This is a genomic window from Pseudoflavonifractor sp. SW1122 (assembly GCF_012027765.1).
GTDB classification, from domain to species: Bacteria; Bacillota; Clostridia; order Oscillospirales; family Oscillospiraceae; genus Enterenecus; species Enterenecus faecium.
The window spans coordinates 17500-43590 of record NZ_SJOS01000012.1; the positions used below are offsets into that span (position 1 = coordinate 17500).

The 26091-nt window shown below is 56.5% G+C and carries 20 protein-coding genes and 5 tRNA genes; 11 read left to right on the forward strand and 14 right to left on the reverse strand.

Features of this window, described 5'->3' with window-relative positions; genetic code table 11:
* Positions 1-11 precede the first annotated feature (11 nt).
* The 7 genes from E0L15_RS04545 (at position 12) to E0L15_RS04575 (ending at position 3808) form a co-directional block, all read left to right on the forward strand.
* Positions 12-88 (forward strand) — tRNA-Asp (locus tag E0L15_RS04545).
* 7 nt (positions 89-95) lie between these two features.
* Positions 96-171: transfer RNA gene (locus E0L15_RS04550), tRNA-Phe, on the forward strand.
* A 3-nt stretch (positions 172-174) separates the two neighbouring features.
* Positions 175-250: transfer RNA gene (locus E0L15_RS04555), tRNA-Gly, on the forward strand.
* A 66-nt stretch (positions 251-316) separates the two neighbouring features.
* Positions 317-391 (forward strand) — tRNA-Cys (locus E0L15_RS04560).
* 74 nt (positions 392-465) lie between these two features.
* Positions 466-542, forward strand: a tRNA-Pro gene (locus E0L15_RS04565).
* 561 nt (positions 543-1103) lie between these two features.
* Positions 1104-2033 carry a helix-turn-helix transcriptional regulator gene (locus E0L15_RS04570; protein WP_168124683.1) on the forward strand — a complete coding sequence of 310 codons (930 nt, stop codon included), beginning with the start codon at positions 1104-1106 and terminating at the stop codon, positions 2031-2033.
* Positions 2034-2191: 158 nt separating this feature from the next.
* On the forward strand, positions 2192-3808 hold the full coding sequence (locus tag E0L15_RS04575) for an ABC transporter ATP-binding protein (protein WP_168124684.1): 1617 nt from the start codon (positions 2192-2194) through the stop codon (positions 3806-3808).
* 405 nt (positions 3809-4213) lie between these two features.
* On the opposite strand, the gene E0L15_RS04580 is transcribed toward E0L15_RS04575, so the two are convergent.
* The 4 genes from E0L15_RS04580 to E0L15_RS04595 all read right to left on the reverse strand — a co-directional run bounded on the left by E0L15_RS04580 (position 4214) and on the right by E0L15_RS04595 (position 7154).
* Positions 4214-4708, reverse strand: coding sequence for a GNAT family N-acetyltransferase (locus E0L15_RS04580; protein ID WP_168124685.1), 495 nt, complete (start codon positions 4706-4708; stop codon positions 4214-4216).
* A gap of 81 nt (positions 4709-4789) precedes the next feature.
* Positions 4790-4960, reverse strand: coding sequence for a hypothetical protein (locus E0L15_RS04585; protein WP_158096569.1), 171 nt, complete (start codon positions 4958-4960; stop codon positions 4790-4792).
* An 89-nt stretch (positions 4961-5049) separates the two neighbouring features.
* A complete protein-coding gene (locus tag E0L15_RS04590) occupies positions 5050-5805 on the reverse strand; it encodes an exodeoxyribonuclease III (protein WP_168124686.1) in 756 nt (251 codons plus the stop codon).
* Complete coding sequence (locus E0L15_RS04595) at positions 5802-7154, reverse strand: conjugal transfer protein TraL (RefSeq protein WP_168124687.1); 1353 nt, start codon at positions 7152-7154, stop codon at positions 5802-5804. The genes E0L15_RS04590 and E0L15_RS04595 overlap by 4 nt, the downstream gene beginning before the upstream one ends.
* Before the next feature lie 155 nt (positions 7155-7309).
* Here E0L15_RS04595 and asnB point away from each other — a divergent pair, with 155 nt between their 5' ends.
* From asnB to E0L15_RS04615, 4 genes are all read left to right on the forward strand, one after another.
* Positions 7310-9166, forward strand: a complete 1857-nt coding sequence (asnB, locus tag E0L15_RS04600) for an asparagine synthase (glutamine-hydrolyzing) (RefSeq protein WP_168124688.1) — start codon at positions 7310-7312, stop codon at positions 9164-9166.
* Between the two features lie 171 nt (positions 9167-9337).
* Positions 9338-12277, forward strand: a complete 2940-nt coding sequence (locus E0L15_RS04605; protein ID WP_168124689.1) for an acyl-CoA dehydratase activase — start codon at positions 9338-9340, stop codon at positions 12275-12277.
* 36 nt (positions 12278-12313) lie between these two features.
* The gene (locus E0L15_RS04610; RefSeq protein WP_168124690.1) at positions 12314-13624 is read left to right on the forward strand and encodes a 2-hydroxyacyl-CoA dehydratase; all 1311 of its coding nucleotides are present in this window, start codon (positions 12314-12316) and stop codon (positions 13622-13624) included.
* A 15-nt stretch (positions 13625-13639) separates the two neighbouring features.
* Complete coding sequence (locus tag E0L15_RS04615) at positions 13640-14203, forward strand: GNAT family N-acetyltransferase (RefSeq protein WP_087370469.1); 564 nt, start codon at positions 13640-13642, stop codon at positions 14201-14203.
* A 46-nt stretch (positions 14204-14249) separates the two neighbouring features.
* Here E0L15_RS04615 and E0L15_RS04620 read toward each other — a convergent pair whose 3' ends face one another.
* The 10 genes from E0L15_RS04620 to E0L15_RS04665 all read right to left on the reverse strand — a co-directional run bounded on the left by E0L15_RS04620 (position 14250) and on the right by E0L15_RS04665 (position 26088).
* Positions 14250-15119 (reverse strand): DegV family protein, encoded by an 870-nt coding sequence (locus tag E0L15_RS04620; RefSeq protein WP_168124691.1) that lies wholly within the window; start codon positions 15117-15119, stop codon positions 14250-14252.
* A gap of 62 nt (positions 15120-15181) precedes the next feature.
* Positions 15182-15916, reverse strand: coding sequence for an NAD-dependent protein deacylase (locus tag E0L15_RS04625; RefSeq protein ID WP_168124692.1), 735 nt, complete (start codon positions 15914-15916; stop codon positions 15182-15184).
* Positions 15917-16027: 111 nt separating this feature from the next.
* Positions 16028-16321, reverse strand: a complete 294-nt coding sequence (locus E0L15_RS04630) for a hypothetical protein (protein WP_087229572.1) — start codon at positions 16319-16321, stop codon at positions 16028-16030.
* Positions 16322-16324: 3 nt separating this feature from the next.
* Positions 16325-17239 (reverse strand): oligopeptide/dipeptide ABC transporter ATP-binding protein, encoded by a 915-nt coding sequence (locus E0L15_RS04635; RefSeq protein WP_343219398.1) that lies wholly within the window; start codon positions 17237-17239, stop codon positions 16325-16327.
* A 113-nt stretch (positions 17240-17352) separates the two neighbouring features.
* Positions 17353-18510, reverse strand: coding sequence for an ABC transporter ATP-binding protein (locus E0L15_RS04640; RefSeq protein WP_168124693.1), 1158 nt, complete (start codon positions 18508-18510; stop codon positions 17353-17355).
* A 16-nt stretch (positions 18511-18526) separates the two neighbouring features.
* The gene (locus tag E0L15_RS04645) at positions 18527-20077 is read right to left on the reverse strand and encodes an ABC transporter permease (RefSeq protein WP_168124694.1); all 1551 of its coding nucleotides are present in this window, start codon (positions 20075-20077) and stop codon (positions 18527-18529) included.
* A 16-nt stretch (positions 20078-20093) separates the two neighbouring features.
* Positions 20094-21080: an ABC transporter permease gene (locus E0L15_RS04650; protein WP_168124695.1), complete on the reverse strand. Its 987-nt coding sequence runs from the start codon at positions 21078-21080 to the stop codon at positions 20094-20096.
* A 218-nt stretch (positions 21081-21298) separates the two neighbouring features.
* Positions 21299-23554, reverse strand: coding sequence for an ABC transporter substrate-binding protein (locus tag E0L15_RS04655; protein WP_168124696.1), 2256 nt, complete (start codon positions 23552-23554; stop codon positions 21299-21301).
* 269 nt (positions 23555-23823) lie between these two features.
* Positions 23824-24291 (reverse strand): hypothetical protein, encoded by a 468-nt coding sequence (locus tag E0L15_RS04660; protein WP_168124697.1) that lies wholly within the window; start codon positions 24289-24291, stop codon positions 23824-23826.
* 90 nt (positions 24292-24381) lie between these two features.
* Entirely contained in the window at positions 24382-26088 is a 1707-nt protein-coding gene (locus tag E0L15_RS04665; RefSeq protein ID WP_206020564.1) for a M3 family oligoendopeptidase, read from the reverse strand.
* Positions 26089-26091: the final 3 nt, after the last annotated feature.

The window sequence follows — 26091 nt, forward strand, 5'->3', positions numbered from 1 at the left end:
TCAACACATGTGGCGCGGTAGTTCAGTTGGTTAGAACGCCGGCCTGTCACGCCGGAGGTCGAGGGTTCAAGTCCCTTCCGCGTCGCCACTTTTATGCCTCTGTAGCTCAGTTGGTAGAGCAGTGGACTGAAAATCCACGTGTCGCTGGTTCGATTCCGGCCGGAGGCACCATTTGCGAGTGTAGCTCATCTGGTAGAGCGCCACCTTGCCAAGGTGGAGGTAGCGAGTTCGAGCCTCGTCACTCGCTCCACTTAAAATAGAAGCGGATCTTCCACTTCTATTTTAAGTGGAGGGTGCATATTATAAAAGTGTCTCTGGCGCCATAGCCAAGTGGTAAGGCAAGGGTCTGCAAAATCCTGATGCCCCAGTTCAAATCTGGGTGGCGCCTCCATATCGCCGCAAGTGTCGAGGCGCTTGCGGCGATTTTTCTTTTCCCTCTTCCCTGTTATGTGCCCTAAAAAACATCCGGGTGTGGCGAAGCTTGGTATCGCGCTTGGTTCGGGTCCAAGAGGCCGCAGGTTCAAATCCTGTCACTCGGACCAAAAAACACCGCTGACGAGATGTCGGCGGTGTTTTTTTGTTTTGCTTGATTTTGTTGAACCTGCGGCCTCTTGCATGGAAATCCGCCGCCTTATGGCCCTCAGAGTGTCAACTCTGTGGGCCATAGGTTCAAATCCTGTCACTCGGACCAAAAATCCGCTGTTTTTTCGAGAAAACAGCGGATTTTTCTTTTGATTTGTGCCTGAATTTTAGGGTAATTTTTACGTTTTTCAGGTTGACCACATAAATACCACAGACAGGTTTTATTTTTTGACCACAGGAAGGGTGCTTCTTTTCATTTTGTAAGGAGTGCCCTTCTTTTGTTTTCTGTGGCGTAGGGTTTGAGGGGGCCACGCCTCACCTTATAAAACCTTTTCGTATTCCAGTTCCGACCACCCCCAGTGGTAGAGCATCTACCCTCCCAGAGTCATTAACAGGAATATTACAAATTTCAAAATGTGCTCAAACACCACCATTTTCCCGCTTTGCTTTTTTCATAGGCAATATGCTATACTATACTTGGAATATTGGGTATAGCTGCCCGGAAACGAGAGGTCACATCCATGCAAAAAAATTCATTGGGAGATACCCTGAGAGAACTACGCAAGCAAAAGAGACTTTCCCAGGAGGATCTAGCTGAGGGAATCTGTTCCACAGTATCTATCTCGCGCATTGAGAATGGAAACCAAATTCCTTCTCAACCTGTATTAGAAGCATTACTAGAAAAACTGGGCACTGGGCTGTACCAAATTTGCAACGTGTACTACCGCAGTGAGAAGCAGCAGGATTTTGAGGAAAGAGCCCAGACAGTCATCAATCTGGCGGACGAGGAGAATGTGGATCGGGCTTGGGATGAACTAAAACTTCTACAACAAGACTGCCCTGACGATACTCGGAGTCGACAACTTTGCTGGTTGGTAGAGGCCACGTTACGGCTACAATGCCACGACACGGACCCAGAGAACTATCCTTTCGAAGAAACCTTGGAGCTAGCCCAAAAGGCGCTGTCCCTAACCCGCCCCAACTTCGACTACGAAAACTTCCCCAGCTCTGTGCTGACTATCTTAGAGGTGGATCTGCTCCATATCATAGTCGCCATTTGGGCCGGCATGGACCGCAATATGGATGCTTTGCGCCTGGGCGAGCGCCTGTATGCATCACTGAAAAAGCACGAAAGTGATGTAGTCAGCTATCAACGAGCCAAAATCAATGTGGTGCGAAACCTGGGCGCCATTTTGGCCAAAATGAAGATGTACCAAGATGCGCTGCAATATATCGATGAGGCAGAGGCCTTGAGTCTGAAGAACAACGAGCACAGTCTATTGGTGATGATCGAATTGACCCGGGCAGAGATTTACTGCCTTACGGACCGCAAAGAGGAGTGCGCCGATATTTTGAAGACATTGGCAGCCTATACGGCATTGACAAAACAAAAAACATATCTTTCGTCTATTCAACGCCTTGCCCACGACAAACTGGGCCTTGACTTGTAAAAAACCACCGCTTAACAAATGATGTTATATGACCATAACAAATCGTGTAAGATTATTGTGAACACGGCTTGTTATGGTCTTTTTCTGGTTTTGAGGTAAAATGCTTTCAGATGGCATAAAAACGGAGTAATCCATTCGAAAAACCAGGAGGAATGACCATGCGACGCTATATTTTTGGCAAAAACAAGCTACTCACTGCCACCATGGCGGTTGTGACCGTCATGCACACGGCAGCACAGGCGATGGTGGCCCTGATGATCAGCTGGATCATTGACACAATTAACGAGATTATTTTTACCGGCGACACCAGTCCGATCGCCAGCATTGCAATCCTTTGTGTTGTGTTTGCCGTGTTTGTGGGGATTGTAGTATTTTCATCTATGTATCTCCAGGGCCTTTGGATAAAAAAGATCATGCTGAAGCTGAAAAACTCTTTGTTCCATGGCATGCTACACCAACCTATGGATACCTATCAAAACTGTAATAGCGCTGTAAACCTGACTCTACTGACCCAGTCCGTGGGAACTTTTGAGGAAAACTATCTGAAAAATAGTATCAAGATTTTCGAGTCGGCCTTTAGCATTGTGATGGCGGTGGTGTTGCTGTTCACTATCAATCCCATGGTAGCCATAATCTCCATCGTGTCCATGTGCATTCCAACGCTGCTGCCCCAGCTGTTCGGCAAAAAAATGGCTCACTGTCAAGAGACGGTTGTAAAGAAAACCACCGATTATACCGGCAAAGTAAAGGATGCACTGACCGGCTACGAGGTGCTAAAAACGTACCATGCTGAGCTACAAAACGAAGCAATCTGCCAAGATCAGGCCGACGCCATGGAGAGCAGCAAGTTGAAGATGACCGCAACCAATGCCATGGTGTATAGCGTGGCCAATATTTCCTCGGTAATGGTACAGCTATTCATTATGCTGCTAGCAGGCATTTTCGCGGTGCGCGGTCTGATTTCTCTGGGCAATATCTTAGCTGTGGTAAATTTGACTAGCATGGTGGTGTCCCCCGCCTTTGAAATTTCGGGGCAGATTACACAGCTGAAGTCTACCCAGCCCATTGTGAGCCAGATGCTGGCCCTGTTAAACACCTCTGATGCCCCCATCCCCAGGTCTGAGGTCAAACGGAGCATCGTTCTGGACAATGTGACGTTTTCTTATGCAGATTCCCCTGTGCTGGCCCATGCTAGCGCCCAGTTTGAACAGGGTAAAAAGTATGCCATCATTGGGAAAAGCGGCAGCGGAAAAAGCACCTTGTTAAAGCTGCTCGCCGGATACTATAACGACTTCGACGGCAACATCCTAGTGGACGGCCAAGCGGACATGCAGTGCGACTGCGCAGTCATTCATCAAAATGTGTTTTTGTTTGATGACACCATCCGCAACAATATCACCCTGCACGGCGATTACACCGACGCCCAAGTGCAGGAGGCCGTCTATGCGGCCGGGTTGGATGAAGTAGTGGCCGACTGGCCGGAGGGGCTAGAGACAAACGTCTCAGAAAATGGTGCACGCTTCTCTGGTGGCGAACGGCAGCGTATTGCCATAGCTCGGGCTCTGCTACACAGAAAATCCTTGCTTTTAGTGGACGAAGCCACATCTGCCCTGGATGCCGAGAATGCAGCTAAAATTGAAGATAGCATTCTGAGCCTAAAAGGCATAACCTGCATTGCTGTGACTCACAAATCTGATCCTAAGATATTGGCTCGATACGACCAAGTTTTACGCATGGAAAACGGTATGCTGTCCCCCGAGCGAAAGATTTTCTGAAGGAAATAGTAGAGCAGATCTACACTCTGTAAACCGGGAAAACTGTGCTTTGACGTAGCACAGTCTTCCCGGTTTTCTCTCACCACCCCTGCCTTCCTAAACTCCGCCCTGACCTCATCACTGAGAGCTTCAATCTCTGCATTCATCTCCCGGATTGGCTCTTCCAGCTTCTCCTCGCACTCCTCTTCCGTCGGGGTGTAGACATTCCGGGGGCGTTTCTTTCCATCTGGCCACACTGAGGAATATCTTCCCTCTCAGCGACAATCGTTAATCTTACTGACGCATACTGTCCTTGGGCTGCACCAAGTGAGCCGGACAGAGGTGAATACTTCCGCTCTTCTCGCTTTTCCTCTGGATCGGTAATCGATACTTTCATATCTCCCCCTGTAATATGGTTCGTACAAATCACAATAAGCGTCGATACCGCCATCCATTTGGAGTTTTGTCGATGGGCATAAAGCCGCATGCTTCAAACATCTTCCGAGAGCCCACATTATACTCATAGATTTCCGCTACCTCCAGGGACGAAAATCCCAGGCGCTTTGCCCGGTCTACCAGGGCCAAGATCACCTTCTTTCCAATCCCATGCCCTCGCAAACCGGGCTCTCCAATCACAATGGGCATGTCCTCCCTCCAAAAGGAAACATCTCCAATTGGTACAAACCCATTGCCACAGGGATTGTATTCAATAAAGTACACCTCGCCACGAGCCTGCAAGTAGTGGTACATCTGATATACTTTCTCCATGGTATATGGAGTTGTCTTCCCGTCCACCAGCCACAACGTATGTTCATCCTGATACCACTTCAGCGCAAAGGTGCATTCATCGGTATACCTATGTAGACGGAGCGTCTCATCAATTTGGATAAACTCCGGCTGTTCAATCCCGCTCATCGGCATATTACATCACATCCTCAACGTGTCATATGTGTACAGCGCAGGAGAAGGGACCTCTCCCCTCTCCTACGCTGCCGCTTTTTCTTACATCTTCAATGCCCCGGACAGGTTCTCCATGGCGTCGCCGGCCACCTTGGCCGCCTTGCTCACCGTCTTCTGCATCTTGGTCTTCTTCTTGGGGCTCAAGGCCATGCCCATCACGCCGCCCGCCAACATGCTCAATCCTGCCACGGGAATCATCATACTCATCTTCATCGCACATGTCCTCCTTTACTTTGGTCCAACCATAGTGTGCCCAGCGCAAAGGATTTCTCTATGCCAGTTTCTTCAGAATTGGTAAATTTTTAAATTTCTAAATCCAGCGACACTGGGCAGTGGTCGCTGCCGTAAACATCGGGGTGGATGAATGCCCCCTGTACCTTCTCCGCCAACCGCTGGGACACCACAAAGTAGTCAATCCGCCACCCCGCATTGTTGGCCCGGGCATTGAAGCGGTAGCTCCACCAAGAGTACGCCCCGGTGAGGTCCGGGTACAAATACCGGAAGGTATCCACAAACCCACTGTCCAGCAGCAGCCCAAACTGCTCCCGCTCCTGGTCGGAGAACCCTGCCTTGCCCCGGTTGGGGCCGGGATTTTTCAGGTCAATCTCCTTGTGGGCCACATTCAGGTCTCCGCAGTAGATCACCGGCTTGGTCTTGTCCAGTTCCATGAGATAGGCCCGCAGGTCCCGCTCCCACTCCATACGGTAGTCAATACGGGCCAACTCGTTCTGGGCGTTGGGGGTATAGCAGTTGACCAGGTAGAACTCCGGATACTCCAGGGTGATGAGCCGCCCCTCGTGGTCGTGGGGCTCCAGGCCCATGCCGTAGCGTACCGAGAGCGGCTTATGGCGGGTAAAAATGGCGGTACCGGAATACCCCTTCTTCTCTGCCGAGTTCCAGAACTCCTCGTAGCCGGGCAGGTCTACATGGGCCTGGCCCTGCTCCATCTTGGTCTCCTGGAGACAGATGAAGTCCGCATCCAGCCCCAGCACCGATTCCTCAAATCCTTTTTTCAGACAGGCCCGCAGGCCGTTGACGTTCCATGAGACAAATTTCATGTGGTTTCTCCTTTTTTCACGCACAGGATGACCAGGTGGACGATACAGAAGATCAAAGCCGCAGCCATAGCAGCCGCCTCCCAGAACATCACCAGGTAATCCTCCGAAATGTATAGAATATAGTTGTACTTTAGGCGCAAATAGACGCTGTAGCTGGCCAGAGAAGAGCCGCACACCAGCACTGCTGCCGGAATGCGCCGCCAGTTACTCACCGCCCAGCACACCGCCAGCACGTCGGCCAGATAGAAATACCGCTCGTGCATGTGAGGCAGCAAAAACGGAATCCCCACCACCAGCACCATAGCTACTACCATGGCCATCTGGTTGTCCAGCTTTTTCCCCTTCCACGCTCCAATAAACAGCATGGCAAAGGCCAGAATCATAGCGGCAATGATGCCCATCTGGGACAGAAACGCAGGGTCATAGGTGGCGTGGGCGGGCAAGAACTGATAGACGGAAGGAGCATTCAGCGTCAGCCGGTCATACTCCCCCATCTGCCCCAAGTATACGGACAAAATGTCCTTCCAGGGCTTGCCCAGCAGCAGGGCTGGAATTGCCGTGAGGACATACACCCCGGGGAACACAAACAGCTCCCGGAATTTCACCCGCCCCGCCAGCCACAGCACACCCCACAGAGGCATGATAAACACCGTCTGGAGTTTGAAGGAGAAGGCTACCGCCAGCCACACCAGGGACCACTTGTTCTTGCCCTCCAGCACGCAGGCCACCGCATGGACCACCAGGGCCCCGTAGATGGCGTCACACTGAGCCCAGTAGCTGCCGTTGAGCACCACCGTGGGCACAAAGAGCAGCACGCCAAAGGCGATCTGGGGCAGTATGGTATTTCCCTTCTCTTTGGTCAGTACCCGCACCAGGCGCAGGCCGCCCCAGGCCAGAATCACATCCAGGAAGATGGAGAACAGCTTGTACAGGTACAGGTCTGGGATATCCAGATAGGAAATCAAGGCAATAAAGTAGAGGTACGGCACATTGTAATTGCCTACGGGCTGAGAAATAGCTCCCAAGCCGCCGCCCTCCCGGATCACGTCGTACCACTGACTGAGGAAGGTGAGGTAATCGTCGCTCTCGTGGTCCAACAGCAGGCACCGCACCAGCATAGCTGCCGCCAGAGGGAGAAGCAATACCAGAATCTGGTTGATCGGAACATTCTCTTTTTTCAGCAGCAATCCGCCCAGGGCTGCCATGAGCACTAGGCACACCGCCACCCACACGCGATCTGCCACGCTCCCCTGATGGAGCTGGAGCGCCGCCGCCACCGTCCCCAACAGACACGCCAGGGCCAGTATCCCACACAGTTTTTCTTGCCATCGCACTTTTGACCAACTCATGGTGATCTCCTGCTTTCCATTTTGTCTATTCGTTGTATTCTACCATGCCTTCCTCTGGGATTTCAACCGCATTCTTGCGGGGAATGGTTGACTTTTTTCTATATAAGATGTATGCTTTAGTCTGAATTTTCAAAACACTTCTGGAGGATGACTCTATGTGCGGTTTTACCGGATTTCTCTCCCGCTCTACCCCTGATGTCACTGCCCTTCACGCCATGGGCGATTCCATTATTCACCGTGGCCCCGACGAAGAGGGCTACTATACCGATGACCACTGCGCCATCGCCCACCGCCGCCTGTCCATCATTGACCTGGCCCACGGCCACCAGCCCATGACCAGCCCCGACGGGCGTTATATTTTGGCCTATAACGGAGAAGTTTATAACTTCCAGACCCTGCGCACCCAGCTCCAGGAGCTGGGCCATACCTTCCAGACCACCTCTGACACCGAGGTGGTGCTCCACGGCTATATGGAGTGGGGCGCTGAGGTCACCGGGAAGCTGCGTGGCATGTTCGCCTTTGTCATATGGGACACCCAGACCAAGACCCTGTACGGCGCTCGTGACCCCTTCGGCATCAAGCCCTTCTACTACGCCCCCATGGGGGACACCTTCTTCTTCGGCTCGGAGCTCAAGAGCTTTCTCCCCCACCCCGACTTCAAAAAGGAGCTGAACCGGGAGGCATTGAAGTTCTACCTCACCTTCCAGTACTCCGCTCTGGACGAGTCCTTCTTTAAGGGTGTGTTCCGTCTGCTTCCCGGCCATCACTTCACCTACCGGGATGGCAAGCTGGACATGAGCGCCTACTACACCTTCTCCTTTGAGCCCGACTCCAAGAGCCTGGAAGAGCACGCCCAGGAGATTCGAGAGGTGGTCACCGAGTCGGTGGAGGCCCACCAAATCAGTGACGTGGAAGTGGGTGCCTTCCTCTCCGGCGGTATTGACTCCAGCGTCATCACCGCTCTGTCCCACCCGGACAAGACCTACTCCGTGGGCTTTGCCAACAAGGGCTTTGACGAGACCAGCGAGGCCAAGGCCCTGTGTGAGGAGCTGGGGCTGAAGAACATCTCCAAGACCATCACCGCCGAGGAGTTCTTCGACATTCTGCCCACCATCCAGTACTACGCCGATGAGCCCAACGCCAACCTGTCCACTGTGCCCCTGTACTTTTTGTCCAAGCTGGCGGCCCAGGACGTGAAGGTGGTGCTGTCCGGTGAGGGCTCCGACGAGCTGTTTGGCGGATACATCACCTACCACACCACCAAGCCCTACCGGGCCTACCGCAAGCTGCCCCTTCCCATCCGCAAGGCAGTGGCAGGTGTGGTGTCCAAGCTGCCCCCCTTCCACGGCCAGGGCTTCTTGACCAAGGCCGCCAAGCCTGTGGAGGACACCTTTGTGGGTCAGGCCTTCATCTTTGACAACGACGAGGTGGAGCAGGTTCTCACCCCCGCCTACCGCAGCAGCCGCACCTGGAAGGACATCACTGCCCCCTATTTTGCCCAGGTGAAGGATGCCGACGACCTGACCAAGATGCAGTATCTGGATTTGCACCTGTGGCAGCCCCTGGACATTCTGCGCAAGGCCGACCGGATGACCATGGCCAACTCCCTGGAGCTGCGGGTGCCCTATCTGGACCGGGAGGTGTGGAAGGTGGCCCGCTCCATCCCCAGCAACCAGAAGATGCGGGGCAAGTCCACCACCAAGTTCCCCCTGCGTCAGGCCGCCGTGCCCATGCTCCCCGATGACTGGATCAAGCGTCCCAAGGTGGGCTTCCCTGTCCCCTTCATCGCCTGGCTCAAGGAGGAGAAGTACTACAACTGGGCCAAGGAGCTCATCAACCAGGACTATGTGGCCGAGTTCTTCGACCAGAAGTATCTGCTGGACCTGCTGGAGCAGCACTACTCCGGCAAAGCCCGCACTCACCGCAAGCTGTACACCGTGCTGTCCTTCCTCATCTGGTATCAGGTGTACTTCCCCGAGGTGTGTGGTGTGGCTCCCTACCAGCCTAAATAATCTATTGTCATATCCTACAGTCCGCAGCGGTCCCCCCGTTGCGGACTGTTATCGTTGTGATGAATTTTGCCATATCCCGCCGGTGTTACAAGAACCTGCTATTGAAATCACAACCTTTCTTTTATATAATAGTAGCACTGCCTTATTTTATTGATTCAGGAAGGTGCCATTATGAGTTTGCGAGTGGGCATTGATATCGGCTCCACCACCGTCAAAGTGGTGGTGCTGGACGAAGAGAACCAAGTATTATTCCGCTCCTATGAGCGGCATTATTCCAAGACCCGGGAACGGGCCTGTGAGACCCTGCACTCCATTGAGGATATGCTGCGGGGCAAAGAGGTGAAGCTGGTCATTACCGGCTCTGCCGGATTGGGCGTGGCCAAGGCCGCTGGACTGGACTTTGTCCAGGAGGTATATGCCACCGCCGCCGCGGTGAACACCTACATTCCCGACACGGACGCCGTCATCGAGCTGGGCGGCGAGGACGCCAAGATCATCTTCTTCGGCGGCGCTTTGGAGGAGCGTATGAACGGCTCCTGCGCCGGCGGTACCGGAGCCTTCATTGACCAGATGGCCACGCTGATGAACGTCACGGTCAATGAGCTGGATGAACTGTCCCTGAAACATGAGAAGATTTACCCCATCGCCTCCCGGTGCGGCGTGTTTGCCAAGTCCGACATCCAGCCCATCCTCAACCAGGGTGGACGGAAAGAGGACGTGGCCGCCTCCATCTTCCAGGCGGTGGTGGACCAGACTGTGGCTGGCCTGACCCAGGGCCGAGAGCTCAAGGGCAAGATCGTCTTTTTGGGCGGCCCCCTCACCTTCTTAAAGGGCCTGCGGGAGCGCTTTGTGGAGACCCTCCAGCTGGACGAGGAGCACGCCATCTTCCCCAAGGACGGCGACTGCTTTGCCGCCATTGGCGCTGCCCTGTGCTCAGAGGAGTACGCCGCCCGTCCCTTTGAAGAGCTGCTGAAGCTACTGGAGGAGAGCCGGGACGCCACCACCGTGGTGGACACCATGCCCCCCCTGTTCCAGTCCCAGGAGGAGTACGACGCCTTTGTGGCCCGCCACAACGCCTCCACGCCCCCCCAGCTGGACATTCACACCTACATCGGCGACGCCTACCTGGGCATTGACGCCGGTTCCACCACCACCAAGATGGCCCTCATCGCCCCCGATGGCGGCCTGCTGTACACCTACTACCACTCCAACCAGGGCAACCCGGTGTCCGTGGTCCTGCCCCAGCTCAAGGAAATCTACGAGCTGTGCGGTGACCGCATCACCATTAAGGGCTCTGCCGTCACGGGTTACGGTGAGGACCTCATTAAAAACGCCTTTAACTGTGACTTAGGGCTGGTAGAGACGGTGGCCCACTACCGCGCCGCCGCCCACTTCAACCCCGACGTGGACTTTATCATCGACATCGGCGGCCAGGACATGAAGTGCTTTAAAATCCGCAACGGGGCCGTGGACTCCATCATGCTCAACGAGGCCTGTTCCTCCGGCTGCGGCTCCTTTATTGAGACCTTCGCCAAAGCCCTGGGCTACTCCATTGCGGACTTTGCCAAGATGGGCCTGTTTGCCCAGCGCCCGGTGAACCTGGGCTCCCGGTGCACCGTGTTTATGAACTCCTCGGTGAAGCAGGCCCAAAAGGACGGGGCCAGCGTGGAGGAGATCTCCGCTGGTCTGTCCATCTCCATCGTGAAAAACGCCGTGTATAAGGTTATCCGCGCCGCCAGCGCCGACGACCTGGGCAAGCACATCGTGGTCCAGGGCGGCACCTTCTACAACGACGCCGTGCTCCGGGCCTTTGAGCAGGAGTTGAAGCGGGACGTGACCCGTCCCACCATCTCGGGCATCATGGGCGCCTTCGGCGCCGCTCTGGCCGCCCGCAACCTGCACCTGGAGAAGTCCACCCTGCTGGGCCCTGAGGCGCTGGAGAACTTCACCCACACCGCCAAGCCGGTGACCTGCAACCTGTGCACCAACCACTGCTCCCTCACCGTCAACACCTTTGACGGCGGCCGCCGATTCATCTCCGGCAACCGCTGCTCCCGCCCCTTGGGCAAGGAGAAGGTGGAGCTGCCTGATCTGTACAACTACAAGTATCGCAAGCTCCGCTCCATGGAGGGCAAGGGCTTCGGCAACGGCTCCCGGGGCCGCATCGGCATCCCCTTCGGGCTGAACATGTATGAGAACCTGCCCTTCTGGTTTGAGCTGTTCACCCGCCTCAACTTCGAGGTGGTGCTCTCCCCCGAGTCCTCCCGCAAGCTGTACATCAAGGGCCAGCGCACCATCCCCTCGGACACCGTGTGCTATCCCGCCAAGCTCCTCCACGGCCACGTGCAGGCTCTGGTGGAAGCCGGGGTGGACGCCATCTTCTACCCCTGCATGTCCTACAACTTCGACGAGAAGACCTCGGACAACAACTACAACTGCCCGGTGGTGGCCTACTACCCTGAGTTGCTGGCTGCCAACGTGCCCGACCTGAAAAAGACCCGGTTCCTCTACCCCTATGCCGGACTGCACCGTCAAAAGGACTATGAGCGCATCGGTTCCCAGTGGTTCTCCGACACCTTCGGCATTCCCCGCCGAGAGGTGGTCCACGCCATCCGGGCCGCCTACCAGGCCTACGACCTGTACAAGCAGGAGATCCGGGCGGTGGGCCAGTCCTACATCGACAAGGCCCGGGCCGAGGGCCGTCCCATCATCGTCATGGCTGGTCGTCCCTACCACATCGACCCGGAGATCAACCACGGCATCAACGACCTGGTCACCTCCTTTGGCTTTGTACTGGTCAGTGAGGATGCCGTGGCCTATCACGAGGATTATGCCCCCCGGAAGGTGCTCAATCAGTGGACCTTCCAGTCCCGGATGTACAACGCCGCCCGCTACGTGTGCACCCAGCCCGACATGCAGCTGATTCAGCTGGTAAGCTTCGGCTGCGGCACCGATGCCATCACTGGCGACGAGGTGCGCTCCATCCTGGAAGAGGGCGGCAAGCTGTACACCCAGCTGAAAATCGACGACATCAGCAACCTGGGCGCTGTCCGCATCCGTGTGCGTTCCCTCATGGCCGCCATGGAGGAGCGGGATCAGAGCCAGGGCTGATGTCCACTGGACCAAGTTCCGAAAGGAGAAAACAACATGGCTGAATTGGTTTACGCCAAAGATGGGCGTCTTCTGTTCACCAAAGAGATGAAGCAGGAGTACACCCTGCTGATGCCCCAGATGCTTCCCGTTCACTTTGGCATGTTCCGCCAGCTGCTGGTGCTGGAGGGCTACAAGGTGGATATGCTCACCACCAACCACAGAGGCATTGTGGACGAGGGCCTGAAGTACGTCCACAACGACACCTGTTACCCCGCCCTGCTGGTCATTGGCCAGCTCATTGATGCCGTCAAGCATGGCGGTTATGACCCCCACAAGGTGGCTCTGCTCATCACCCAGACCGGCGGCGGATGCCGTGCCTCCAACTACATCCACCTGCTGCGCAAGGCTCTGGAGAAGGCTGGCATGTCCTACATCCCGGTCATCTCGGTAAACCTCTCCGGTATGGAGAAGAACCCCGGTTGGAGCCTCACCCTCCCCCTCATCCGCAAGATGATCTATGCCATGATGTACGGTGACCTCATCGTCAACGTGGCCAACCAGGTGCGCCCCTATGAGGTGATGAAGGGGGACACCGACAAGATGGTGGAGACCTGGGAGAACAAGCTCATTGAGGGCTTCCAGAAAGGCAAAGGCATGAACCGCAAGGAGATGCGCCAGATCTTCGACCAAATCTGCGCTGACTTTGCCGACATCCCCGTGGCCGGACCTCAGAAGGTGCGTGTAGGCGTGGTGGGTGAGATCTACGTCAAGTTCTCCCCTCTGGGCAACAACAACCTGGAGGACTTCCTCCTCTCCGAGGGCGCTGAGCCCGTGGTGCCCGGCCTCACCGACTTCATGATCTTCAAGATCTTCAACCGGGAGTCCGACGTGGACCTGTACGGCGGCAAGTGGATCAAAAAGAAGGTCTGTCAGATCTTCAAGGGCTACATTGAGGAGTGCCAGAAGGACATGATCGCCGCTCTGAAAAAGACCCGCTTCCACGCTCCCGGCACCTTTGAGAACATGCACAAGCTGGTTCATGGCTACCTGGGCGACGGCAACAAGATGGGCGAGGGCTGGCTGCTCACCGGCGAGATGCTGGAGCTCATCCACTCCGGGGTGCCCAACATTGTCTGTACCCAGCCCTTCGGCTGCCTGCCCAACCACATTGTGGGCAAGGGCATGATTCGCAAGCTGAAAGACGACTACCCCAACTCCAACATCGTGGCCATCGACTACGACCCCGGCGCCACCAAGATCAACCAGGAGAACCGCATCAAGCTGATGCTGGCCAACGCCCGCCAGATTGCCAAGCAGGAGGCCCAGCAGAAGGCGGAGCAGGACCTGGTGGGCGCCGCCCACTAAAAGGAGCAGATAGCCATGCCACAGCTCACCATTGTAGAGGCGTCCACCCCGGCTCACTTCGCCGCCATGAGCGAAATCCACGCTCTGGGCTGGTGGGCCGCCTATCAGGAGGCGGTGCCTCTGGACTGGATGGAAGAGCACATCACCCCCACCCGCTGGGTGGACACCTTTGCCCACTACGCCAGAACCCCTCGCCACCACGGGTTTCTCCTCTATCGGGACGACACCCCTGTGGGCTGCATCACCTGCGGCCCTGCCCGCATTGGCAATCAAAACCACGGCGGAGGCATGCAGGTGCACTTTGACGCCTCTGGCTATGAGGGCTGGGGAGAAGTCATCTCCTTCTATACCCATCCCCAGGAAACTGGCAAAGGGTATGGAAGCCTGCTCATGGACCGGGCCAAGGAGCAGCTGAAAGCGGACGGCTTCCAGCAGGCCTATGTGTTTGTACTGCGGGAAAACCAAGGCGCTCGGCGTTTTTACGCCCGCCACGGCTTTTCTTGGGACGGCACCCATCAGGATATCCCCTTCCCCCACGACACCGTGTGTGTGGATTTACGGTACACCACGACCCTATAAAAGATAGAAGCGGCGGAGCATGAGCTCCGCCGCTTTTTCACATCACTTATACACGTACCGCTCCCACGCCCAGCACACCGGGTCCGGTGTGACAGGCTACTGAGAGGGTCAGGTCTGCGCACTCCACCGGATAGTCCAGATAGAAGTACTGCTGCACCTGGTCTACCCACTCCTCCCGCAGTTGATCAGGGACCCGGCTACAGGCAATTTTCACTTGCAGGTGGCCGCTGTCGTGGAGGGCCTTTAACCGTCCCTCCATGTCCGCTCGCAGCTTCTCCAGCATCATCTGACGGGCAGCCTTGGCCCCACGCACCTTGCCCACCGCCTCCAGCTTATCTCCGGCGATGGTGAGCACGGGCTTGATGTTCAGCATGGCTCCGGCAAAGGCCTCTACCCCGGACACACGACCACCCCGGCGCAGGTATTTCAGGGTATCCACCATGAGGAAGATGCTGGCATCTGATGCCTGCTCCTCCAGAGTGCGACGAATGGAAGCCGCGTCCATGCCCTGCTCTGCCATGGCCAGGGCATCCAGCACCGCATGGTACTGGGTCACAGAGATGCGGCGGTTATCCACCACCTGCACCCGGCCCTGATAGTCATCGGCCATCATCCGAGCGGTGGCATAGGTGCTGCTCAGGCCCGCAGACATGGGGATATACACCAGCTGGTCATAGCCCCGGAGAATCCGATTCCACAGCTCCAGGGTGTCCGCCGGAGAGGGCTGAGAGGTAAACATCTCCGCCCCTGCTGCCATGCGCTGATAGAAGTAGTCCTGGCTCAGGTCCAATCCCTCATAGTAGACCTTTCCATCAATGTTAATGGGCATGGGAATGACGTACACCCCCATCTTTTTCCCCTCTTCTACGCTGATTCCGCTATTGCTGTCCGTCATCACGGCAACTGTCCGCTTCATTGGCCTGTCTCCTTTTCCAGCAGTCAAGATAAAGGGTATTATACCTGATTTTTACTATTCTTTCAAGTCTCCAGATGGGCACAGGCCGCCTCCAGCACGCCCCCGATGGACTGGCGAATCACCAGATCCGCCCGCTGGTCATAGCTGGTGGCATCTCGGTTGATGAGGACCAGGTGACGGCCCCGGAAATACTCCAGCAGTCCTGCCGCCGGATACACCACCAGAGAGGTACCGCCTACAATGAGCAAATCGGCACTGGCAATGGACTCCACAGCGCCTCGGATGGTGCGCTGGTCCAGCCCCTCCTGATAGAGCACCACATCCGGCTTGATGATACCGCCGCAGTGGGGACAGCGGGGAATCCCCTCCCCTGCTGCAATCTTCTCCACCGGGTACGAGGCCCCACAGGACATGCAGTAGTTGCGGTAGACCGAGCCGTGGAGCTCATAGACCCGCTGGCTGCCCGCCTTCTGGTGCAGCCCGTCGATGTTCTGGGTCACCACCGCCTTCAGCTTGCCCAGCCGTTCCAGCTTGGCCAGCGCCAGGTGGGCGGCGTTGGGCTGCACGTCCAGACACAGCATTTTGTCCCGATAGAACCGATAGAATTCCTGGGTGCGGGACATGAAATAGTCGTGGCTGAGAATGGTCTCCGGCGGCAGGTCGTAGTGCTGATGATATAGTCCATCCTGGGACCGGAAGTCGGGAATGCCGCTCTCGGTGGACACTCCAGCGCCACCGAAAAAGACGATGTTCTCGCTCTCCTCTACCCAGTGTCTCAAAGTCTCAATGTCATTCATGGCCTTGTGCCTCCTTTTCTCCATCATACCCATTCCTGTCCCAGAGGTCAACCAGATCTTCCAAGAAAAGCAGAGAGCTCTCCGGCAACACCGGAGAGCTCTCTATTTTCATTAATTCCAAAGCCATATCATCAGAGCAATCAACAGCCCGAAGGCAACGATGTAAATCGCCGCCATGGACAAAGCCGCTTTCATGGCCGCCCAGATGTAGGCTCTTCGGTCCTCCCGGCTCATTCCGGTATCCTCCCAGGGGCGCTCCTCACGCTCCTGTTCCATGGGTTCCGGGGGCCGGGATTCCCTGCTGTCCGGCCGACCTGGCCGGAACAGAGTGGGACGGGACAGGCCGCTCATATCCGCGATCACGCGGCCGTCATCGTCCTCGTATTTCTTTGGCTTACGTGCCATATCTTACTTGTCGAAGAGGTGGCAGACCACGTAGTGGCCGGGCTCCACCTCACGCTGGCAGGGAGCCTCCACCTTGCATCGCTCGGTGGCATAGGGGCAGCGGGTGTGGAACTTACAACCGCTGGGGGGATTGGCGGGAGAGGGAATGGAGCCCTCCAGCACAATGCGGTTCATCTTGGCGTTGGGGTCGGGCACGGGGATGGCGGAGAACAGAGCCTTGGTGTAGGGGTGCAGCGGGTTGCGGAAGATATCCTCCGTATCGCCGTACTCCACCAGGTTGCCCAGGTACATTACGCCCACGGAGTCGGAGATGTGCTCCACCACAGACAGGTCGTGGGAGATGAACAGATAGGTCAGGTTGTACTGGTCCTGCAGGTCCTTGAGCAGGTTGATGATCTGGGCCTGAATGGACACGTCCAGAGCGGACACAGGCTCGTCACACACCACAAACTCAGGGTTCAGAGCCAGAGCGCGGGCAATGCAGATACGCTGACGCTGACCGCCGGAGAACTCGTGGGGATAGCGGGCCTTGTGGAAGGGCTGCAGACCGCAGTTGTCCATGACCTTGTCGATGTAGTCATTGTACTCGGCCTTGCTCACCAGCTTGTGCTCCCGCACAGCCTCGCCGATGATCTCACCCACGGGCAGACGGGGGGACAGGCTGGAGAAGGGGTCCTGGAAGATGATCTGCATCTTGGTACGCAGAGCCCGCAGCTCCTTGGGGCTCATGTCGTAGATCTCTTTGCCGTTGAAGAGCACCTGACCGTCGGTCTTCTCCCCCGCCAGACGGAGGATGGTACGGCCAGTGGTGGTCTTACCACAGCCGGACTCGCCCACCAGACCCATGGTGGTACCACGCTTGAGGTTGAAGGTGACACCGTCCACGGCCTTGACGTGGCCCACGGTCTTGCTGACCATGCCGCCCTTGATGGGGAAGTACTTCTTCAGGTGGTTGACCTGGAGAATGTACTGGGGATCGTACTCCACGGGGGTGAAGTCGCCCTTGGCAATTACGCTTTTCTTGTCAGACATCAGCCCTCACCTCCCTGGTTCTTGTTGTCATAGTAGCGGTAGCAGGACACGAAGTGGGTGGGGCTGAGCTGCACCTGGCAGGGGTACTCACCCTCACAGCCGGCCACACACATCTCGCAGCGGTCCTTGAAGTAGCAGTAGTTGGGCATATCAATGGGGTTGGGCACCTTGCCGGGGATGGAATAGAGCTTATCCACCTGCTTGCCCACCACAGGCTTGGAAGCCATCAGGCCGATGGTGTAGGGGTGGGCGGGGTTGGAGAAGATCTCCTGTACGGTGCCCTTCTCCACCACGCGACCGGCGTACATGACCACCACGTAGTCAGCCATCTCGGCGATGACGCCCAAGTCGTGGGTGATGAACATGATAGAGGAGTTGATCTTATCCTTCAGGTTGCGCAGCAGGTCCAGCACCTGGGCCTGAATGGTCACGTCCAGAGCGGTGGTGGGCTCGTCGGCGATGATCACCTTGGGGCTGCAAGCCAGAGCCATGGCGATACACACACGTTGGCGCATACCACCGGATAGCTCGTGGGGGAACATCTGATACACGCCCTGGCTGTTGGCGATGCCCACCATCTCCAGCAGCTCGATGGTGCGGTTCTTGATGTCCTCCTTGGTCTTACCCTCACCGTGGTGCAGGGCAATGACCTCGTCCACCTGCTCGCCAATGCGGAACACGGGGTTCAGGCTGGTCATGGGCTCCTGGAAGATCATGGACACGTAGTTGCCACGGATCTTCTGCATCTGCTCGTTGGGCATCTTGGTCACGTCATAGGCCTTGTCGCCCATGTTCAGGCGAATCGCGCCTTCCACCACCTGGCCCTGGGGCCGCTGGAGCAGCTGCATCAGGGACAGGCTGGTAACGGACTTACCGCAGCCGGACTCGCCCACCACGCCCACGGTCTTGCCGATGGGCACTTCGAAGGACACGCCATCCACGCTCTTGACCACACCGGCGTCGGTGTAGAAGTAGGTGTGGAGGTTATCAAACTCCACGGCGTTATTGGGATCGGCCATCTGGGTGAGGTACTCACTCTCCGGCACGTTTTTACGCTTGCGCTGTTTCTCAAAGGCGTTGGTGATCCGGCGGTTTTCCTTGGCAATGCGCCGGGCCTCCCGGCCGGAGAGATAGCCTTCTGCTTTTTTCTTAGCCATTGTCTCTCCTCCTCTCTTACCGCTTCATCTTGGGGTCGAAGGCGTCCCGCAGACCGTCGCCCACGAAGTTGAAGCCCAACACGGTGAGCAGCAGGCAGATACCAGCGGGAATCCAAACGAACCAGTAGTTGGTCAGCACGAAGGAGTTGGACACGTCGTTGATGATGTTACCCCAGGAAGCGAAGGGGAACTTGACGCCCAGGCCCAGGAAGGACAGGGTGGCCTCCGTGATGATGGTGGAACCCAAACTCATGGTGCAGATGACGATGAGCTGAGGAATGACGTTGGGGATCAGGTGGCGGAAAATACGCCGGGGAATGCTGATGCCACAGGCCTCGGTGGCGGTCATGAACTCCTGCTCACGCAGAGAGAGGATCTGGCCACGCACCATACGGGCAATGCCGGGCCAGCCCAGGAAGCCCAGAACCAGCATCAGGTACAACATTCGCATGGTGGGGTCCACGCGCATGCCGTCCATGGCGGAACCCATAATAATGATCAGAGGCATGGAGGGGATGCAGTAGAACACGTCCACAATACGCATGATCAGGTTGTCCACCCAGCCGCCGAAATATCCGGCCACACCGCCCAGGATGATACCCAGAACGGCGGAGATAATCACGACAATGAAGCCGATGACCAGAGACACACGGCCACCGTACATCAGACGGGTGAGCATGTCCATGCCATTGCGGTCGGTACCCAGCCAGTGAGCCTTGCTGGGCTCGGAGTAGGTGTCAAACACCTGGGTCTCCTTCTCCTGTCTGACGGAGTAGCTCTTGGTGTCTGCATCGTACTCCAGGGTGTAGTCGAAGGTACCCTCATCGTTGGTGTAGGTGAACTCATCGCTGTCGTTTTCGATGGTCTCAGCCAGCTGCTCCTTGAAGTCACGGGTGAAGGTGACACCGCTGACCTTGGACTGCACCACAAAGCGGCTGATATAGGCCACAGGCTGACCAGCTTCGTTGATGCCGCCGTGCTCATCCACGGTGTACTCGGTGCCATCCACGGTGAAGCTCTGCTCCCCGTTGGTGTAGGCCTTCAGGGCGGCACGCTGGAAGTCAAAGCCCACGGTCAAGGAGGGGTCCTCAGCATTGACAATATCCTTGTATGCCAGAGCCACAGGGGTGGTTCCCTGAGAGATCACATAGAAGTCCTCGCCCTCCTCGGCAAGAGAATACGTCACGCCGTCATAGGTGAAAGAGGTCTGGCCCTTGGTGGCAGCCAGCATGAACTGAGCCTGGACCATGCCGGTAAAGCTCTGGCCCTCGGCTGTGGTATAGCGGAAGGAGCTGTTCTCTGTGACGCCAGCATACTCCTTGGACTGGAACTCACGGCGGTAGAACACCTGGTCCTGGTCATAGGGGCTGACCACGCCGCCAACAAAGGAAAAGACAAACATAACGGCCAGGATCACCAGGCCCACCACAGCCAAACGGTTGCGGAAAAAGCGCTTGGCCACCAGAGCGCCGGGGGACAAAACCTTAACACGGCGGTCATCGTTCAGAGAGAGGTGCTCCTGGGAGCCGCCCTCCTGCTGATGGTTCATTTTCTTCTCGTCAGACATGAAAGCGCCTCCTTTCTTAAGCGATGCGTACGCGGGGGTCAACCACAGCGTACAGAATGTCGGAAATCAGGTTGCCGGCCAGAGTCAGCACAGCCATAAACAGCAGGTAGAACATAGAGAAGGGAATGTCACCGGCAGTCATGGCCGTATAAGAGGTGTAACCAATGCCCTGGATGGAGTACAGAGTCTCAGTGATCAGAGCACCGGCAAACAGGCCGGGCAGAGAGCCACCCACGATGGTGACCAGAGGAATCAGGGTGTTGCGGAAGGCGTGATGATAGATGACCTTCTTCTCGCTCAGGCCCTTGGCACGGGCCGTGCGGATATAGTCGGAGTTGAGCACTTCCAGCATGTTGGTACGGGTATAACGCATGAGCGAGCCCACAGACACCACCACCAGGGTAACAATGGGAAGCACCAAGTGATGGGCAATATCCAGGAACTGCCCCATGGCGTCCAATTGCAGGAAGTCACGTCCCGTCAGGCCGCCCAAATCAAACCAGCCCAGCTTCACGCAGAACACCAGCTTCAGCAGAGTGGCAAAGAAGAAGGTGGGCAGAGAGATACCAGCCAGAGCGAACACGCTGATGGCGTAGTCGGCCTTGGAGTACTGACGGGTGGCGGCGATAACGCCCAGTGGAATGGCAATAATCAACTGTAAAATAAAGGCAATTCCGCCCATCACAAAAGAAATCCAAATCACGCTGGTGAATTTCTCCATGACAGGCACGGTGTACTTCCAGCTGTCGCCGAAGTTACCGGTCAGGATGTTGCCCAGCTGGTGGAAGAAACCAGGGATCAGCGGCAAATCCAAACCATATTGGGCGTTGAGCTGTGCCACCCACTCCTCATAAGGCTTGGCGCCGGGGGCCATAGCCAGCTGACGAGCCATGGTCTCCACGTAGGAGCTGGGCAGACAGCGCAGCAGTGTATAAATAATGAATGCTACGAAAAATAGAATGACTACTGATAATAGTACGCGCTTGATGATAAAATTTCGCATAGAATCCCCTCCGTATTTGTTGGCGAGGCACAGGGGTTCGTGGCCTCGCATGATGTGTTCGCCCCGTCCGCACATCAGGCAGCCCCTCCGGCTCTGAACGACTTTGGTCGGAACAGCCGCCTCATGTGCAGGGATGCGCAGGGTTGCCCTGCGGCCTTACGGCCGCAGGGCAACCGTGATGGTAAACTCAGGATTTGTTCCTTCGTTTCTGTGCAGAATTAGTTCAGCTCCAGCAGCTCAACATCGTTCATCCAGTTCCAGTAAGTGGTCATATCAGGAGTCAGGGTGTCGATCTTGATACGCTCAGTGGAGAAGATGAAGCAGTTGGCACGCTGATAGATGGGAACCTCAACGGCCCAGTCCATGACGATGTCCAGAGCTTCCTTGTACATCAGAGTACGGGCCTCCTGATCGGTGATGGAGCGAGCGTCCATGATGATCTGGTCCAGCTTGGCATCCTTGATGTCATAGTTGTAGTTGGAGGTGCCCTGGCTGTGGTAGATCTGGTACATGTCGGGGTCCACAGTGGCCTGCCAAGCGGCAGCAAACAGCTCAGCGGTACCAGCCTGCATCTGAGAGAACAGGTCGGAAGCGTTGGCAATATCGGTCACGCGCAGCTCCATGCCGATCTCCTTCAGGGCATCGGAAGCCAGAGTACACATCATGAAGGCGGGGTGGTCGCCCTGACCGCCGCCGCCGATGATCAGCTCATAGTCCATCTTGGCGCCCTGGGGAGCAGCAACGATCTTGCCATCGGAGACGGTGTAGCCAGCAGCCTCAAAGAAGCCCAGAGCGGCCTGCTTGGCAGCGGCGTACTTCTCCTCGTCGCTCATGCCATCGGTGTAGATGGGGTTGTCGTTGACGTCGGTGGAGAAGGCCACCTGATAGCCGGCATCGGTAACCTTGGGAGCGGCCCAAGAGGTATCGGAGATGGGGTAGTTGATGACGTTGGCCCACTTGCCGTAGTAGGAGTCGATAGCCACGTCACGGTACACGGCCAGCACGGTGGCCAGACCCTTACGCAGGTTCTTGGAGGCATCGGAGGAACCGTCGTCGCCCACCTTCACGTTGTCGGCGTTGATGCCCACATAGCCGTAGCCCAGGTTGTCCACGGTGTTGACGGTGATGACGGAACCGTTGAAGTCCTCGCTGCCGCCGTTGGCTGCGGCAATCTCCTTGATGGCGTCAGTGGAGAAGGAAGGATCGGTGATGTCCAGAGTGCCGGACTTCACGCCGTTGACCTTATCGGCCTCGTTGGTCTCCTTGAAGTTGATGTTCTGGATCTTGGGCTCGCCCTTCCAGTAGTTCTCGTTGGCCTTCAGAGCCACGGTGCCGTTCTCATAGCTGACGAACTCGTAGGGACCAGCGCCCATGGGCTTGCTGTTCTTCTCACGCACGATGGTCAGATCGCCCTTGGGGAAGCCGAACTGGTTGTTCTCGTAGTTGTACAGCTCCTCGTTGCCGTAGTAGTGCATAGGAGCAACCACCAGAGACAGCTGATAGATGCAGGTGGCGGAGACCTCGGTGGTGGTCACACGCACGGAGTTGTCACTGGTCTTCTGGATGCCGGAGATGTTGGGAGCAGACTCACCAGTCTGAACACCCACGTTGTAGGCATCATAGTCCTCAATGAGGTTGGTGAAATCAGCCAGGCTGCTGGGAGACTCGTTTCGGGCCATCTCAGCGGGATTGCCGTTGTAGGCAGCCAGCATAGCCTGATAGAAGTCCTCATAAGTGGCATCCTCAGCCAGGCCGGGGTAGTTCCAGTTGGCAGCGCAGGCAGCCACGCTGTCCTCGGCCTTGTTCTGGCCGTTGGCGATCAGATACTCGCAGATGTACTTGGCATACTCAGGGCCAGCCTTGTCCACAGCAGCCCACAGAGCAGTCTGCTCCTCCTCGGTCCACAGGGAGAAGTCGGTGTTGTCACGGGGAGCGGCCAGGATCAGGTTGAACTTGGTATCCATGCCGGAACGATACTCGTTCATACCCATAATGGGCTGACCATACAGAGTGGAGCTGCCATCATAGGTGGGGTCGGACAGGACGTACATGGAGAAGATCACGTCGTCGATGTCCATCTCGGTGCCGTCGGAGAACTTAACGCCATCCTTCAGGGTGATGTCATAGTACACGGTGCCGTCCTCGTTCTCGGTGACCACCACATCGGAAATACCGGTGTAGGTGTAGTCGGTGCCGTTGTACTCCTTGGTCTCGCCCTCAATGCCGTTGAGGATCATAGCGCCCTCACGGTCAGAGCTAATCAGGGGCTGGCTGACCATGGAGACGATGTTTCCATCATAGGCAGAGGTGTAGAAGAAGGGAGAGAACTTGCCGTCGTAGTTGCCGTCACCAACCACCAGGGTACTGGCCTGGTTGTTGTTGTCGCTGGAAGGCTTGTTGCCGCAAGCAGAGAGCAAACCAAGCGTCATGACCGAAGCCATGCCCAGCGCAAGCACTCGTTTCGTGCTTTTCATGTAGAGATTCCTCCTTAAATTATATTGAACAAAGAGAACATCCATCCTCTGAGCTCACAAGGACTGATTCCGACTCCCCTTCTCTCTACCGGGGAATCGGTTTTTGCAACTCCACTTACTCAATCTTTCATTTTTCGCCGCCTCAGTGTCCACGCCAAGCGGTCAAATGTTTTTTCAGCAGATTTTGCAAAGACTATTCTATTATGTTTTGCTCCAATTGTCAACGAGAACATCCTGTGATATCTCACAAATTTTTGCGCTTTATCACGTTAAATAGACCACAGTGCCTGATTTTCTCTGCCCTTCCACCGGAAAGCACAGACAAAAACCACAATTTCCAGGCCCGAAAATGCCAAAGTGTACAGATACTCAACCCCTTGCAGGGAATGTGTCACCACATATGCAATCTGTCCACAGAGTGTGCACATTGACAAAATCATAGCCAGGGTTGCACGGATGGGGATCTGCTTGATGGTGGCGTCATAGACGTATTCCCGCAGGGGATTTCCCCAGTACACCATGCGGCACACCGCCCAAACCAGGGAAACCACCGCAAAAAACGCAAGCATATAAGGAGCAATCACGTACCAGGTGTTGTACAAGGCAGGAACGGGCATCATACCGCCCGCCAAATGAGCCACCGCCATAACGGCCGCCAACGCCATGCGCTGGCGCATACCCTGTCGATAGCTTCTCTCATCTCCCTGGAAGGAGTAGTGACGACCGACATAGATCATCTCCCCCCCTGCTCCCCTGGTGAATTGAGACGCCTTGGCCGCCCGGTTCCACCGTTTATGCTTATGCTTGTTCTTCTTGTCTGACATGGCTTATTCGATTCCGCTCATATCAAAGTGCTCCAGCCAGTTCTTGGCGGAGGCGCACACCCGCTGCAGGCAGCTCTCCTCAAAGGGGCTGTCCAGGCCAGCTCGCTCCAGCAGGGTGGTGAACACCTGGCTGCCGCCCTGGCGGGTGTAGGCCATGTAGTGCTCCCAGGCCTCCCCCAGGTCCTCCTGAATCTTGTCCCAGAACTGGAGGGCCACCGTCTGAGCCAGGCAGTAATCAATATAATAGAAGGGACTGGAATAGATGTGGTGCTGTCGCTGCCAGCCCTCGCCCTCGCTGTAGAAGGGAATTTCCCCGTCCAGCTTCATCCAGGGCATATAGGTTCCCAGCAGCTCTTTCCACACCTGGTGGCGCTGGGCAGGGGTCATCTCCGGGTGGGCGTACACCTCATGCTGGAAGTGGTCCACCATGGTACCGTAGGGGATGAAAGTGAGAGCACTTGACAGGTGGCTGTAGTGGAACTTCCGGGTATCCTCTCCGAAGAAGCCCTGAGCCCAGGGCCAGGCGAAGAACTCCATGGACATGGAGTGCACCTCGCAGGCCTCCATGCTGGGCCAGATATACTCGGAAGGAATGCGGTCCCGGTTGAGCCAGGCGTCAAAGGCGTGGCCAGCCTCGTGGGTCACCACCTCCACGTCGCCCTGGGTGCCGTTGAAGTTGGCAAAGATGAAGGGCACCTTGTAGTCCAGAATGTCGGTGCAGTAGCCGCCGCCGGCCTTGCCCTCGGTGGAGAGCACGTCCATGAGCTCCCCATCCAGCATGGTGCGGAAAAATTCGCTGGTCTCGGGAGACAGGGCGTCATAGAACTTGCGGCCGTGGTCCAGAATGTCCTGGGCAGTGCCGCAGGGGCGGGGGTTGCCGGAGCGGAACTCCAGAGCATTGTCTGCAAAGCTCATGGGGTACTCCTTGCCCAGGCGCTTGGCCTGCTGGCGGTAGATGCTGTCCGCCACCGGAACCAGATACTTCACCACAGCCTGGCGGAACTTCTCCACGTCCTCCTTGGTGTAACAGTTGCGGCCCATGCGGTAATAGCCCAGAGTGGTATAGCCCTCATAGCCCAGCTTCTTGCCCATCTCGTCTCGCAGGTGCACCAGCTGGTCGTACAGGCTGTCCAGAGCCTCCTGGTTGTCCTTGTACCACTGCCCTTCCGCCTTCCAGGCGTTGAGACGGCGCTGGTCGTCGGCGTCACTCTTAAAGGGAGTCATCTGGGACAGGGTGTACACGCCGCCCTCAAAGGGAATCTGGGCGGAGGCCAGCAGCTTCTCATACTCCTGGGTGAGATCGTTCTCCTTCTGCATCAGGTCAATGATCTCAGGAGAGAAAGTCTTCAGGGCAATCTCGGCATTGATAAACATCAGGTCGCCGTACTCCTGAGAGAAGTCACCACGGAAGGGAGAGTTGAGCATGGCCAGGTTCCAGGCCTGGCTGTACTCCTCCAGTTCCGGTCCGGCCGCATTCCAGAACTTCACTTCCCCGTCGTAGAACTCGTCTCGGGTGTCAATGGAGTGGCGAATGTTGGCCAGGGTGCTCATGGTCTGGATATGACGCCCCAGCTCCTCTTTGCGCAAAAATACCTCCCGGGCAGTCTGGTAGCTGTCAGCGGCCTTGAGCTGCTCCACCAGCTGGCCCATCTCCTGTTTCAGCGCTTCCAGATCCGGGCGCTGGTATTTCATCTCAGAAAACTTCACCATATT

Coding starts and splice junctions, on each gene's coding strand:
- E0L15_RS04640 (WP_168124693.1), bottom strand. CDS start 18,510: ATGGCTAAGAAAAAAGCAGAAGGCTATCTCTCCGGCCGGGAGGCCCGG.
- E0L15_RS04595 (WP_168124687.1), bottom strand. CDS start 7,154: ATGAGTTGGTCAAAAGTGCGATGGCAAGAAAAACTGTGTGGGATACTG.
- E0L15_RS04660 (WP_168124697.1), bottom strand. CDS start 24,291: ATGATCTATGTCGGTCGTCACTACTCCTTCCAGGGAGATGAGAGAAGC.
- asnB (WP_168124688.1), top strand. CDS start 7,310: ATGTGCGGTTTTACCGGATTTCTCTCCCGCTCTACCCCTGATGTCACT.
- E0L15_RS04635 (WP_343219398.1), bottom strand. CDS start 17,239: ATGGTCAGCAAGACCGTGGGCCACGTCAAGGCCGTGGACGGTGTCACC.
- E0L15_RS04650 (WP_168124695.1), bottom strand. CDS start 21,080: ATGCGAAATTTTATCATCAAGCGCGTACTATTATCAGTAGTCATTCTA.
- E0L15_RS04580 (WP_168124685.1), bottom strand. CDS start 4,708: ATGCCGATGAGCGGGATTGAACAGCCGGAGTTTATCCAAATTGATGAG.
- E0L15_RS04570 (WP_168124683.1), top strand. CDS start 1,104: ATGCAAAAAAATTCATTGGGAGATACCCTGAGAGAACTACGCAAGCAA.
- E0L15_RS04655 (WP_168124696.1), bottom strand. CDS start 23,554: ATGAAAAGCACGAAACGAGTGCTTGCGCTGGGCATGGCTTCGGTCATG.
- E0L15_RS04630 (WP_087229572.1), bottom strand. CDS start 16,321: ATGGCACGTAAGCCAAAGAAATACGAGGACGATGACGGCCGCGTGATC.
- E0L15_RS04645 (WP_168124694.1), bottom strand. CDS start 20,077: ATGTCTGACGAGAAGAAAATGAACCATCAGCAGGAGGGCGGCTCCCAG.
- E0L15_RS04615 (WP_087370469.1), top strand. CDS start 13,640: ATGCCACAGCTCACCATTGTAGAGGCGTCCACCCCGGCTCACTTCGCC.
- E0L15_RS04625 (WP_168124692.1), bottom strand. CDS start 15,916: ATGAATGACATTGAGACTTTGAGACACTGGGTAGAGGAGAGCGAGAAC.
- E0L15_RS04590 (WP_168124686.1), bottom strand. CDS start 5,805: ATGAAATTTGTCTCATGGAACGTCAACGGCCTGCGGGCCTGTCTGAAA.
- E0L15_RS04610 (WP_168124690.1), top strand. CDS start 12,314: ATGGCTGAATTGGTTTACGCCAAAGATGGGCGTCTTCTGTTCACCAAA.
- E0L15_RS04665 (WP_206020564.1), bottom strand. CDS start 26,088: ATGGTGAAGTTTTCTGAGATGAAATACCAGCGCCCGGATCTGGAAGCG.
- E0L15_RS04605 (WP_168124689.1), top strand. CDS start 9,338: ATGAGTTTGCGAGTGGGCATTGATATCGGCTCCACCACCGTCAAAGTG.
- E0L15_RS04585 (WP_158096569.1), bottom strand. CDS start 4,960: ATGAAGATGAGTATGATGATTCCCGTGGCAGGATTGAGCATGTTGGCG.
- E0L15_RS04620 (WP_168124691.1), bottom strand. CDS start 15,119: ATGAAGCGGACAGTTGCCGTGATGACGGACAGCAATAGCGGAATCAGC.
- E0L15_RS04575 (WP_168124684.1), top strand. CDS start 2,192: ATGCGACGCTATATTTTTGGCAAAAACAAGCTACTCACTGCCACCATG.